The sequence below is a fragment of the Sorangium sp. So ce295 genome, assembly GCF_051527405.1.
Lineage (GTDB): Bacteria > Myxococcota_A > Polyangia > Polyangiales > Polyangiaceae > Sorangium > Sorangium cellulosum_B.
On sequence record NZ_CP150324.1, the window covers coordinates 1541800 to 1555098 of the forward strand.

The 13299-nt window shown below is 69.6% G+C and carries 6 protein-coding genes and 1 pseudogene; 4 read left to right on the forward strand and 3 right to left on the reverse strand.

Annotation, left to right across the window (positions count from 1 at the left end; translation table 11 throughout):
• Nucleotides 1–109: 109 nt before the first annotated feature.
• Both WMF11_RS05800 and WMF11_RS05805 read right to left on the reverse strand, forming a co-directional pair.
• Entirely contained in the window at nucleotides 110–3727 is a 3618-nt protein-coding gene (locus WMF11_RS05800; protein WP_437976724.1) for a hypothetical protein, read from the reverse strand.
• Nucleotides 3728–3991: 264 nt separating this feature from the next.
• A complete protein-coding gene (locus tag WMF11_RS05805; RefSeq protein WP_437976725.1) occupies nucleotides 3992–6436 on the reverse strand; it encodes an alpha-glucuronidase family glycosyl hydrolase in 2445 nt (814 codons plus the stop codon).
• Nucleotides 6437–6916: 480 nt separating this feature from the next.
• On the opposite strand from WMF11_RS05805, the gene WMF11_RS05810 reads away from it, so the two are divergent.
• From WMF11_RS05810 to WMF11_RS05825, 4 genes and pseudogenes are all read left to right on the forward strand, one after another.
• Nucleotides 6917–7882 carry a class I SAM-dependent methyltransferase gene (locus tag WMF11_RS05810; protein WP_437976726.1) on the forward strand — a complete coding sequence of 322 codons (966 nt, stop codon included), beginning with the start codon at nucleotides 6917–6919 and terminating at the stop codon, nucleotides 7880–7882.
• Nucleotides 7883–8408: 526 nt separating this feature from the next.
• Nucleotides 8409–8633: pseudogene (locus tag WMF11_RS05815) on the forward strand (cellulose binding domain-containing protein); the annotation flags it as partial.
• A gap of 363 nt (nucleotides 8634–8996) precedes the next feature.
• Nucleotides 8997–10088: a glucuronyl esterase domain-containing protein gene (locus WMF11_RS05820; RefSeq protein WP_437979280.1), complete on the forward strand. Its 1092-nt coding sequence runs from the start codon at nucleotides 8997–8999 to the stop codon at nucleotides 10086–10088.
• A gap of 82 nt (nucleotides 10089–10170) precedes the next feature.
• Nucleotides 10171–12828 carry a hypothetical protein gene (locus WMF11_RS05825; RefSeq protein WP_437976727.1) on the forward strand — a complete coding sequence of 886 codons (2658 nt, stop codon included), beginning with the start codon at nucleotides 10171–10173 and terminating at the stop codon, nucleotides 12826–12828.
• A gap of 34 nt (nucleotides 12829–12862) precedes the next feature.
• On the opposite strand, the gene WMF11_RS05830 is transcribed toward WMF11_RS05825, so the two are convergent.
• Nucleotides 12863–13180 (reverse strand): hypothetical protein, encoded by a 318-nt coding sequence (locus WMF11_RS05830; protein ID WP_437907432.1) that lies wholly within the window; start codon nucleotides 13178–13180, stop codon nucleotides 12863–12865.
• Nucleotides 13181–13299: the final 119 nt, after the last annotated feature.

Below are 13299 nucleotides of genomic sequence, written 5' to 3' on the forward strand. Positions count from 1 at the left end.
CTTTGCCGTCGAGGCGCTCGAGGCAAGCTCGGCGGTGCCCCCTCGACGAGGGCGCGTCCGCGGCGATACTCGCCGGGGATAGCTCAGGCGGCTCGCACCTCGGAAGGGATCATCGGGTCCAGGGGCTTTGCCCTAGAATAGCGATCACGTTGATCAAGCGAGAAATAAACCGCCAAGACACCAAGGACGCCAAGAGAAGATTCTCTTCGGCGGGGTGGACACGGGCCGGCCCGTGCCTGCGCCGCGCGCGGCGCCGAAGGCTCGAAACACGAAGGGAACCGCCCTGCCGGCGATGACGATGGAGAGGTGGCGTCCGAGGACAACCTGATGCGTGCGTTCGAGAAGGTGGCGCAGAACGACGGCGCGCCTGCTCCGGTACCGGAACCTCCCGCCGTCGTGCAATGAGGGCGAGACCGAACAGGGCGACGGTGAGCCCGATGTACGCGGACCTGCTGCCAGCGCCGTGAGCGCTGCATTGTGCGTCGTTGCTTGTGTCGTCCGTCCCATCCATTCTGCTGCTGCCGGCGGCCACGCTGGAGGTGCCACCGCCCCCGCCATTCCCTGCTCGGCCGCCCGCGGCCGGCTCCGCACCGCCGTCTCCGCCTACCCCCGGCTCCGCACCGCCGTTTCCGCCCACCCCCAGCTCCGCACCGCCGCTCCCGCCCGCGCCGGGCTCCACGACGCCGCCTCCGCCCGTGCCAAGCCCTGCGCCGCCGCTTCCGCCCGCGCCGCCGGCTGCGGCCAGCCCGGGTGAGGGCTCCCAGCTGAGCAGCCGCGAGACGACGCGCCGCGTGCGCGCAGCAGGGCCGAGCTTGTCATAGCTCAGGAGGAACCGGCCATCCTCGCCGCGGGCCAGCATCGGCGCATTGCACTCGTCATCGACGAGCAGCGCCTCCATGCCCGGCGTTCCATCGGGGGCCACGGCGCGGATCCGGAGCCGGTGCGTCTCCGCCTCTTCCCACACCACCTGGTAGCTCGCGCCGTCCCAGGCCACGGCCGCCGCATGACCGGCGCTCGTCGGCGAGATCAGGAACGCTTCGCCCCGCCAGCCGCCCGTGCCGTAGATTCGACCGTGCACCGGCCCCTCACCGCCCTCCGGCCAGCTACCTGCGGACTCCGTCCAGACAACGAGCGTGTCCGTGCCGTCCGTCGCCCCGGCGATGGCGGCCGGTGCGCTCGACAGCAGGAAGCCCTCCCCGACGCCTCCCGTGCGGCTCACGGGGACGAGATGCAGGCCCGCCTTCACGTAGGCCACCAGGTAGTCCCGCCCGGCGTGGAGCGGCATCGCGTGCGACTCCGGCCCGACCGAGGGCACGATGGGGAACACCGGGCCAGCGCTCCCCGAAGCGCCGAGCAGGCGGCCGGACGCGGTGTACACGAAGGGCTCCTCCGCGGTCCTCTCCACGAAGGTCACCAGATAGCCGTCGCCGTTGCCGGCGACCGACGGCGTCGCCGACAGGTGGAGCGACGAGACGGCGACGCTCTGCCCGAGCGCGCCGTCGCCCGACACCCGCCGCAGGTGATCCCCACCGGCGCCGAGCGCGCTCCAGGTGAGCACCGACGCGCCGCCGCCGTTCGAGGCCAGATCGATCGCGAAGGCGCTGCTCGCGAGCTCGATCCCGACCGGATCGACGACCTCGCCGGCCGCGCTCACGCGCACCGCGCGCGCGGTCATCCGCTCCCGGTCCGGGTCCGGCTCGTCGGTCCAGGCGACGAGGTAGCTCTCGCCGGTCCAGGCGACGCGCGGGGCCCCCTGCTTGTTCGGCAGGGGGCTGAGCCCGAGCCGGCCCGCGGCCAGCGCGAGATCCGGGCCAATCAGGCTGCCCTCGATGCCGTGGCCCTGGAACGCGAGCAGGAAGCGCGAGCCGTTCCACGCGAGCGAGCTCCGATCCGAATCCCAGATGGAGCGAGGCGACCCGTCCGCGAGCCTCACGTCATCTCCCTGCACGACGCCCTCCGCCGAGACGCGGGCCCCGTACATCGCGCGACCGTCCCGCTCGTCGGCCCAGGCCACGAGGTAGCTGCTGCCGTCGAACGCCGCGGCGGGGGCCCCGGTGCCCGGGCTCGGCCGCGAGATCGGGAAGTCCCTTGCCGCGATCGTGCCGTCTGCGCGCAGCACCGCGCCCCGGATCGTGCTGGTGGAATCGTCCCGTACCCACGTGGCCAGGAAGCTCGCCCCGCCGGACGCGAGCGCGGCCAGCCGCGCGTTGCCCGGGCCCTCCGAGATCGGAACGCCCCCGGCGTCGAGCGCCGTCCCATCGCTGGCCACCCGCGTCGCACGGATGGCGCGCGCGCCGCCGCCGACGTCCTCGTCCCAGGCCACGACGGAGACGTCCGCCCCGGCGCCGACCGCCGGGCGCGACGCGCGGCCGCTCGCGGAGAGGGTGCGCTCGGCGCCGGGAACGGCGCTGCCGCTCGGCTCGACGAGGGTCGCGCGGACGTCGTCGGCCCCATCGTCGGCGAGGCTGAGCCAGGCGGCCACGAAGCGCTCCCCGTTCCACTCGACCGAGGGATACACGCCCTCGTCCGACGTCGAGATCGCGAAGCTCGCCGGCCCTTCGAGCGTGCCGTCGGGTCGCATCACGCGGCCGCGGATGGTGATCCGGGCGTCGTCGCCGTACTGGCTCCAGGTGACGAGGTAGCGGCCTCCGCCGTACGCCACGCTGGGCAGGTACTGCCCGGCGGACTCCTCGCCCAGATCCAGCCAGTCGAGATCGAGCACGTCCCCGCGCGCGCCGACGCGGACCGCGCGGATGCGCGACAGATCCTCGAAGACGACGACGTAGCTCGTCCCGTCGGTCGCGATCTCCGGATCGAACCCGACGTCGTGCTGGACGGGCACGGGCGGCTCCGTCCCGATCTCCGGGCCCACCTCCGGATCGAGCAGCGCCGGATAGCCGCTCTCCTCGACGACCGAGGCGGGCACGCGCAGCTCGATGTGGCCGTCCGCCCAGCGGGCGGGCACCGGGACACGGCGGCCCGACGCGTCGATCCACGTGCCGTGGCCGTACACGAACCGCTGCCCCGGCGCGGCGCCGAGGACGAGGCCGCGGGCGTCGCTCGCGACCGAGGGCGCGGCGTCCGCGGCGCCGAGCCGGGCGCTCACGCGCACGACGAGATCGCCGCGCCCCCCGGGCCGCTCGGGGAACCGGAACGCCTGCTCGGCGTTCGCCTCGTGGTTCTTCCACAGCTCGCTGCAGGTCCCGAACGCGCGCTCCGCGCCGCCGTCCGCCGCCATGCGCACGCGGCCCTCGCCGTTCACGCACTCGTGGCCGGCGCGGGCGATCGATCGCGTCGTCAGCGTGAGCGCGCTCCCCGGCTGGAGCTCGCCGGGCGCGCCCTCGACGAGAGGCCCGCGGAGCGCTCGGCGGCGCGCCGTCAGCTCGGCGGCGGTGCGCGCCTCGGCGAGCGCCTGGAGCTGCCTCGCCCGCCCCCTGCGTGCCGCCCTCGCCGAGGGCTTCGCGCGGATCCGCGCCGCGCCGCCCGCGAGGTCGATCCGGTGGGCGGCGCCCTCGGCGGAGAGCCCTTGTCGCGTGGATCGAAAGCTCGCCCGCGCCCTGCTCACGATCCGCCCGAGCTCGACCGGCGCGGCGCCGCTCGGCCGGAGCGCGCGCTCCGCGGGGCGCCCGGCAGGGCCATTCCCCGCCGCCTGCGGTCCAGGCGCGCTGCACGCCGAGGCGCACCCCGCCATCAACAGCAACAATGCTTGACTCGAAGTCAGCGTCACGACGCACCTCCTGACGGCCTTGGCAGCCGACGCGCACCCCGCCGTCCTCCGATGGATGAGCCAGCAGGACGGTAACAGCGTGTGAGCGTTCACGTCGATCGCGCACCACGACGAGGTCATGCGACGACTCCGGTGTTGTGACCTGGCCAGATCGCCGAGTCAGCAAGACCCGGAGGACGCTGCGCGCTTGACGGGGGGAGGGGCGTGAAGACCGCCGCCAGGCGGCGGGCCAGACCGAGCTGGCCCGCCGCTCTCACTGCGCTCTCACTGGAGAATGGCCGGGGACGGATTCCCCGTATAGACCTGCGAGCAGCGGGGCTTCTTTGGGTCGGACGGGCAGCGGAGCCCCTGGTAGAAGCTCAGCGTGTTCGCCAGGGGGGCATAGCCGCTCGGGACCTGGAGCTTCGACACCGAGCCGAAGTAGGCGAGGCACGCGTCGCGCCACCAGCGCGCCTCGTAGTGCTGGATCTCGAGGAAGTCGCTCACGTCACCGAAGCGCTTGGCATCGATACGGCCCTCGACGGACTTCCATGTCTCTCGCATCACGCCCACTTCATCGACGCCCTGGCTGTAACGATGGACGAGCTCCTCCCAGACCGTCCTCCCCGACTTCAGCTTGTCTTGCCAGCCGACGCGGTGGAAGAAGAGCACGAGATCGTCCGGCACCGTGTCCCGGCTCCCGAACTTCTGTCCCACCTGCGCGGCGTACTGGCCAACAGCGTTGCTGCCCGCCGAGGTGCGGTTGAAGCCGATGCTGTTCGCGTCCGCCTTGTGATAGTAGACCGGGTTCCACTCGACGCGGCTCAGGCTGTTCAGCCATGGCCCTGGCCCGTAGTGATGGTCGTTGCCCATGATGTGGACAAGGCCGAGGGGCGTCATGTAATCGACGAGCGCCTCGCGTGACTCCATCATGATCTGGACGACCGGCTCGACGACGACGGGGTCGTTCGAGAAGGTCTGCCGGACCCACTCCTCTGCGATGGCCTCCGAGGAGAGGTCCGGGTTCCACGCCAGGCGTCCGAACACGTACCAGTTCGCCTGGTTCATCTGCGATCCGGTCCAGTTCGTGTCGTCACCCACGTTGGCGACGCCCGAGATCGCGGTGGTCGTGTACTTGTGGAGGGTGCCGTCGATGACCCGCGCCACGGTCGAGCCCTCGCCGCCCGCGTAGGTGTCCGCCTTGAGGACCTCCTCGTAGAGCGGGCCGAGGTAGGCGAGGTGCGTGTCCTCGCCGAGGTACTCCTTCGTGATCTGGAGCTCGAGGGCGAGGGGCGTCTTCGGCATGGCCCCGAACAGCGGATGGAACGGCTCCCGGGGCTGGAAATCGAGCGGGCCGTTCTTGGCCTGCACGAGGACGTTGCCCTTGAATTTGCCGTCCAGAGGCTTGAACTCCTCGTAGGCCTGCTTGATGCGGTCCGGCGGGCTGGTGTCGGAGTAGACGAAGGCGCGCCATATCACGATGCCGTCGTGCGGCGCGAGGGCGTCGGCGAGCATGTTGGCGCCGTCGGCGTGGGTCCGCCCGTAGTCCTGCGGCCCTGGCTGCCCCTCGGAGTTCGCCTTCACGAGGAAACCACCGAAGTCGGGGATCTGCTGGTAGATCTCGTTGACCTTGTTCGTCCACCATTGCTTGACGCTGGCGTTGGTCGGATCGGCCGTGCTCAGGTTGCCGATCTCGACCGGCGCGCTGAACCGCGCCGTGAGGTAGACCTTGATGCCATAAGGGCGGAAGACGTCGGCGAGCGCCTTGACCTTCGTAAGGTACGATGGAGTCAGGACCTGCGCGTTGGCGTTCACGTTGGTCAGCACCGTCCCGTTGATGCCGATGGAGGCGTTGGCCCTCGCGTAGTCCTTGTAACGGGGAGAGAGCGTGCCGGGCAGCGCGCTCCAGTCCCAGATGGAGCGGCCCGCGTAGCCGCGCTCCACGGTGCGATCGAGGTTGTCCCAGTGGTTCAGGATGCGATGGCCGATCTTCGGAGAGCCGGTGAGCGACAGCTTGTCGAGGGCGCTGTGGCTCTGGACGTGCCGCAGGAGCGCGAAGGCGCCATAGAGCACGCCCACCTCGGTGTTGCCGGCCACGGCGATCACCCGTTGGCCTCCGACGTCGGCGGCCTCGACGAGGTAGCCCTCGGGGCCCAGGGCGCCGAGGCGCGCCGCGAGCGGCAGGCCCTTGATGACGTCCGCGGTGGCCGTCCCGATCACCACGGCGCCCGCTCCGTCGACGGCCGCGCCGGTCCCGACCGTTCCGCCCGTCAACCCGCTCAGCCCTTTGACGAGCTCGGCCTCGGCGATGTCGAGGCTCGCGCCGGTCCCCGACTTGACCACGCGCTTGAAGGCCGCCTGATACTCCGCGAGGCGCCCCGGAATCGGCACCTTCGGGTACCTGAGCCAGAGGTCTGCGCCCGTCTCGTCCGGCAGGGCGCCCGGCGCGGGGTACTCCTCGTCGGAGCCCGACATCCCGCCCGTGCTCCCTGTCGATGCTGTCGTGTCCATGCCGCCCTGACCGACCGATGCGCCGCCGCCCGTGCCGGTGTTCGCGCCGCTGCTCGCGCCGCCGCCCGTGCCGGTGGCCCCGCTGGGGCTCCCCGCCGCGCTGGAGCCGCCGCTGCCGGTCACCTCGTTCGGCTCATCGGTGCCGCTCGAGGAGCAGGCGCCCGCGAGCGCCGCGCTCAAGAGCCCGACAACGAGGAGCGGTACCCTCAGGATCTTCATCGAATGAGGCCGTCGAGGGGGCGGCCGGCCCGCGCGACGTGGCATCTTGTTTTCCGAAGGAGGCGCCATCTGAATCAGCCTTTCCATGGAGGGTGGCTTGGGAAAGAGGGTGAACCAACCGATTCGCGGATCTCGAGGGTGGATCTCGACGCCCGTCAAGCGCTAAACGCGCCGTGCAAGACTGCAACGCACCGCGGCTCCGCCATGCCTTGCCCAGCTCGTCAGAGGTCGCTTCTTGTGCGGTCGTGTGCGAAGTGTTCAGCGTTCCTGCATTTCTGGCGGGGTCCGAGCAAAAAACGTCAGGAATGCCGACTGAAGCTGCCAATCACCGTGATCGAGGTGCCTTGCGTGCGCGGTGAGCAGCGGCGACGACTCGACAGGCGGAGGAGGCGACGGACCCGACGCGCAACCTCGAGCTCAGCCGGCGCCACCACCTCTGCAGATCAGGGCACAGGGGGCCGGCCGTGGTATGCCATCGCGGTGTCCAGCGCCGCTGATCCCTCGGCTCCTCCGCCGTCGCCCGCCTTCGAGGCCAGCGACTACAGCTGGCTCGTCGGCTTCGAGGGCGACTGGCGCGACACCTGGTGGAACCGTGATTTCGTCGAGCTCATCGCCCGCCGGCTCCGGCTCGGCGAGGTGCGCGCGGCGGTCGATGTCGGCTGCGGCGTCGGGCACTGGGGGCGCACCCTCCTGCCCGTGCTCCACGGCGACGCCACCCTGGTGGGCGTCGATCGTGAACCGTCGTTCGTCGCGCGCGCCGCCGCCGAGGCCGAGGCGTGCGGGGTGGCGGCGCGCACGTCGTATCGGGAGGGCCTTGCCGAGGCGCTCCCGCTGCCCGACGCGAGCGTCGACCTCGCCACGTGCCAGACGGTCCTGATGCACGTCGCCGACCCGCTGCGGGTGCTGCGCGAGATGCGCCGCGTCCTGCGCCCCGGCGGCCTCCTGCTGGCGGTCGAGCCGAACAACTTCGCCGAGAAGGCCACCGCCCTGGTCACCGCGCCCGGCCTGTCGCGCGCCGACCGGCTCTCGCTGCTCGAGCTAGAGGCCATCTGCCAGGACGGCAAGCGCGCGCTGGGACAGGGGGACAGCTCCGTGGGCGAGCGGCTGCCAGGGCTCTTCTGCGAGGCAGGGCTCGGCGATCTCCACGTGTTCCAGTCGGACAAGTGCTCCGCGCTGATCCCGCCGTATGAGACGCCCGCGGAGCGCGCGGAGCTGCGCCAGATGCTGGCGTGGATCGACGGCGGCATCTGGCTCGGAACGGGCGGCACCCGCGACCAGGCCCACGCCTGGTATCTGGCCGGCGGCGGCGATCCGGCGCAGTTCGAGCGGCTGTGGGCGATCGCCATGCAGGAGGCCCGCGCGTGGAAGCAGGCCGCGCTCGCGCGCACGCTCGGCGGGGCGCGCGGGGTGACGTTCTATCTGGTGTCGGGGCGCAAGCCGGCGTGACGCCCGGCCTCGGAGCGGCGTAGCTCGACGGCGGCGACGATGGCGCGCGTCCAGGCGGCCTGAGCGACGGCGGCACGATCCGGAGGACCGACTCGGGGGGAGATCGCTGCCAGGAGCGCTCGCTCCTTGGAGCTGCGTTTCCGGGTTGCTCTTGCTCTCTCATGGTGCCCCGCCCCACCGTGGGGTATCCGCATGTGAGTAGCTGTCCGACGAACACCGTGGTTGCCAGGCAGGGGATCGGCGAGGTCCGCGAGGTGTTCATGATCAGACCCACGCTGGCCGGGAATATTGAGCTCTACCAATTGAACGAGAGGGTTCGCAGGCGTCTCGCTGGTGCACGTATCCACCTTGAGCAGAAGCCCGCGACTCAGTCGTTCCGATCCTGGAGCATCTTATGCGTATGACTCGCTTGCTTGGCTGCATCTCCGCTGCGTTCGCGTTCGGTCTGCTTGCGTGCGCCGTGGAGCCCATCGAGGAAGAGGATCTCGACACGCTGGACGGCGCCCTGGACAGCGCTGACGGCTCGATGTCGGCGGATGTCGCGATTCAGTCGGACTGGGGGAACGGCTACTGCGCGAACGTCAGGGTGACGAACAAGTCCCGCTCCCCGGCCACCACGGGCTGGAACGTGGTCGTCCGGCTCAACGGCTCGACGCTGGCCAACGCGTGGAACGTGACCTCGGTGTCCTCGAACGGGCAGTTCACCGCCACGAACGTGACCCACAACGCAGCCATCAAGGAGAAAGGTTGGGTGGAGTGGGGGTTCTGCGCAAACGGCAGCGGGCGGCCCGCCGTCGCGTCGGTCACCGGCAGCGGAGGCACGATCGTCGGCACGGGCGCGTCCTCCTCGTCGAGCAGCAGCGCGAGCTCGTCGTCGAGCAGCAGCTCCTCGTCGAGCAGCAGCGCGAGCTCGTCGTCGAGCAGCAGCTCCTCGTCGAGCAGCAGCAGCTCGGGGGCCGGCGGGGCAGGTGGCTCTGGCGGTGCGGGCGGCTCCGGTGCGGGCGGCTCCGGCGGCTCCGGGGGCTCTGGTGGGTCGGGCGGGAGCACGGGCGCGGTCGAGGACAGCGGCGCGAGCTGCCCCAAGCCGACGTTGCCCGCCGCCTCGTCTCTCCCGGTGTTCGACACGCATCACGATCCGTTCCTGAGCTTGAGCGGCTCACGCATCACGAAGAAGTCGGAGTGGGCGTGCCGGCGCGCGGAGATCAAGTCGCAGGTCGAGACGTATGAGTCCGGATCGAAGCCCGTGGTGTCCAAGGACAATGTCACGGGGCAGTTCTCGGCGAACAGGCTGACGGTCAACGTCAACGATGCAGGGAAGAGCGCCTCCTTCTCCATCAACATCAGCCGGCCCTCCGGCGCGCCCGCTGCTCCGATCCCGCTCGTCATCGGCATCGGCGGTAACAACCTCGACACCAGCGTGTTCACGCAGAACGGCGTCGCGATGGCGACCTTCGACAACAACGCGATGGGCGCCCAGAGCGGCGCCGGCTCGCGCGGGACGGGCACGTTCTACAACCTCTACGGCAGCAACCACTCGGCCAGCTCGATGATCGCGTGGGCCTGGGGCGTGAGCCGGATCATCGACGCGCTGGAGAAGACCCCGGGCGCCAACATCGACCCGAAGCGCATCGCCGTGACGGGTTGCTCGCGCAACGGCAAGGGCGCGCTCACGGTGGGCGCGTTCGACGAGCGCATCGTGCTGACGATCCCCCAGGAGTCGGGCGCCGGGGGCTCGGCGAGCTGGCGCGTCTCGCAGGCGGGCGCCAACGCCGGGGAGAACGTGCAGACGCTGTCGAACGCGGCCAACGAGCAGCCGTGGTTCCGCGCGAACTTCGGCTCGACCTTCGGCAACCGGGTGACGTCCTTGCCCTTCGATCATCACATGGTCATGGGCCTCGTCGCGCCGCGCGCGCTGCTCGTCATCGACAACAGGATCGACTGGCTCGGCATCAACAGCACCTTCACGGCGGGGGCCATCGCCCAGCAGATCTGGAAGGGGCTGGGGGTGCAGGACAAGATGGGCTACTGGCAGACCACCGGCCATTCCCACTGCGCGTTCCCGTCCTCGCAGAGGGCGGCCCTCGAGGCGTACGTAAGGAAGTTCCTTGTCGGCGGCGGCACCGCGGACACCAACCTGCTCAAGGGCGACGGGGCGACGGCCGATCTGGCCAGGTGGATGAAGTGGACGGCGCCGACCCTCCAGTAACCCCCTGCGCCCGACCGCGCCTGCCCATGGCCGAGATGCGTCTCGGGGCCGTTACCAGAACGCCATGAAGAAGGTGTCTCAGATGCGAACGCACGGTAAGAACAGAACAGCGCTGCATTGGTTGCTCGTGACGGGAGGCGCGCTGCTCGGCGTGCTCGAGAGCGGCTCGACCGCGATGGCGCAAGCCGAGGGCTACTTCACGAGCTGGCAGGCGTTCGAGCCGACCAACGCCGAGATTGTTCAGAACGGGGGAGACATCGCCGCGGTGGGGTGGGCGGAGCGGGGCGACTACGACGACGTGATCATCAGCAACACCCTGGCCGGGGTCCCCACGGGGCTGGAGACCAGGGGGTGGGGCCTGGCGAAGCTGGACCCTGCGCTCGATTGGATCAGCAGCAACGGCTATGCGCTCGATTACCTGTTGATGGACATCGAGGGGGACACCCAGACGCAGTACGATCTGCTCCTCGACAACGTCGACCGCGTTCGAACCGACCCGGACGCGGATATCTCGGGCGCGTATGTGGGCAACTACGGCTACTGGCCTGGCATGAGCGTCGATACGTCCGGCGCGTGGCCCTGGAACGTCGGTGAGCAGTACAAGATTGATCGAGAGAATATCTACTATACGTCAGGCATCAATGTCGCGATGCCGGTGGCGTACAGCTCGAGCCAAGCGGCGCTGCACGTCGCCTCCTCGATCAACGGCGTGCCCTATGTCGGCGGACCGGCGCCCACCCAGATCTCCGCGATCTTCTGGCAGGGGCTCGAGACGGTGAACGTGGCGGCTCGGCACCTTCCGAACGGTCATCAGTTGATTCCCTATATCGCCGACTTCGTCAACAAGCCGAACTATGGCGTGCCTCAGTCGCAGGTCCTCCTACCGACGGACAACGTCGCGCAGGTCCAGCACTACCGGCTCCGCGGGGCGGACGGGTTCAGGACGTGGGAGGTCAACGTCAACCAGTCGGGGGCGACCACCTACTACTATCAGACGTATGGCAACGTCGTCACCGCGACGCTCGCGTTCACCGCCGACATGGCCGACGCGTGGCAGGCGCTGGACAACGTGTTCGCGCGGGACGGCGAGCTGCGCACCCTCAACCTGGCGACCAACAAGAACGCCGGCATCGAGTGGTCCGGCGTTCAGAGAGGGGGCCGCGTCGATGTGCTGGTGAGCAACATGAACACCACCACGCAGCACGTCGACTGGTCTCATGTGGCGGCGTTGCCCTCCCAGTCGCCGGACGTCGCTTACCACGACCACGTGCGCCTTCAGTACGAGGCCTGCACCATGGATCGCGAGGACTACGAGCAGCACGTCTTTGGCAACGCGATGAACAACCAGGGCGCGAACAGCTGGACGGGGGCGAACCCGGACAAGTTCGCGATCGGCTCGCCGCCGGGAAGCGGGAACGTCTCCGAGCAGAGCATCGTCTCCACGGGCGGCTACAACGGCAAGGTTGCCTGGTCCGCGTTCGATGGGCCGAGCTTCAGCAGCACGGAGAAGGTCGTCTACTCGGGTCTCCTCTACAATGCCATCTCAGGGGTCGCGTTCGAGCCGATCAACGTGGCCGGCGGGAGCCCGACGGGCTACGCCCTCCCTGCCTACCAGGGGCCGACCGTTTCCATGGCCTGGGGGGCGCTCCGCCTTCGCTCCGGCTATGACGGCGGAGATGTCTATCAAGCCGTCAACATCCCCGCCACGATGGGCAAATGGCTGGAGGTGAAGATGGTCGTCAACCCCACGGTGGGCACCGGCCTTGGCTCGCTGTACGTTCGCAACGTGACGGACGGGCAGAAGGGTTTCACGCGCGTCGTCTTCGACAATCTCAATACGACCGGCGTGACCGAGCGGGTGCTGTACGTGCCGCTCGTCCTGGGCGTGAACAGGAACCCCTCGAATTTCAACGGGTTCATCGTGGCGGCCTACGGCGACGGCAACGCCGTGGATGACCTCTCGATGGGGTACTACGTGCCGCAGATGAATGACAATTTCGACCATTATCAGTCTGGCGTCGCCATGGACAGCCAGGTCGTTCCGCAGCTGGTGTGGAAGGGTCCGGCCTCCGGCGGGCCAGGGCAGCTCACGGCTTCTGCGCCGTACGGTACCGGCAACACCTCGACGCTCGCTGTTCGTCCGACGGGGGCAAGCGCGGCCAGCGCCTGGTGGGAGACCGAGCTGACCGAACACGACGCGAGCGACCTGACGGTTTATTCCGGCCAGCTGTACGGCACCACAGGCGTTTACTTTGCTCCTGTCAACACGGCCACCAGCGCGAGCAATGGCCTCACCCCGAACAACTACGTCGGGTTCCTTGTCCAGTTCGAGCAGGGGCAGCTGCGCCTCCGGGGGTCGCGGGACAGCGGCGAGCTGTACAAGGCGACCAACTTCGCGCCGGCTTCGGGCAAGTGGTACGAAATTCAGGTGCAGGTCGACCCGAACCGCGACATCGACGGCATCGCGGGCGGTGACTTCGGCGCCGCGCGCGTCTGGGTGAAGAACCTGACGGACAATACCGCTCCGGTCCTCGTCGATTTCGACAAGATGTCCACGACCGGCGTCGTGGAGTCATTGCTGGAGGTGCCGCTGTTCCTGAACGCGACGACCCGGAACCCGTCCAAGTGGAACGGGTGGGAGGTCGGCGGTGTCAACTCGAGTGTTCAGGTGGATAACCTGCGCTCGGCGTTGTATCCGTATCTCGATTTCGTTGGCCGAAATCAGTATATCGCCGATTGAGGGCCCGTCAGGGCGGCCCGGAGCCCCGTGGGCTCTACGCGCTCCCTCGGGCCCCTCCCTGGCCCGGGCGCCCTCCGCTCAGCCGCTGTCCGAGGAGCTGCTTCGCGCGCTCCGCGCGCTGCAGCTCCTCCTGCCGGACCTCGCTGAAGAAGGAGGCGAGCTCTTGATCACCCTGCTGCTTCGCGTCCTGGATGTACTGGGAGTGGGTCTGCGCGCCCTTGAGCGTATGGTAGAGCACGCTGACCAGGTTGTAGTCCTTGTCGGGGATCACGCTGCTCTCGCTGCGGCCCTCCTGTAGGCCAGCGCCCTGCTGCCCCTGCGCGCCCATTCCCTGCTTCTGCTCGGTCGCCATATCAAACCTCCTCGACTCCCCCCACCGGGGCCGGGCAATGCAAGCGGGAGACCGCGCAGCGAGAGCCCCTGTGTCGAGGGGGCCGCGCGAGCGGTGCGGTCGCTCCACCCCGCTCGTCG

Coding starts and splice junctions, on each gene's coding strand:
- WMF11_RS05805 (WP_437976725.1), bottom strand. CDS start 6,436: ATGAAGATCCTGAGGGTACCGCTCCTCGTTGTCGGGCTCTTGAGCGCG.
- WMF11_RS05825 (WP_437976727.1), top strand. CDS start 10,171: ATGCGAACGCACGGTAAGAACAGAACAGCGCTGCATTGGTTGCTCGTG.
- WMF11_RS05830 (WP_437907432.1), bottom strand. CDS start 13,180: ATGGCGACCGAGCAGAAGCAGGGAATGGGCGCGCAGGGGCAGCAGGGC.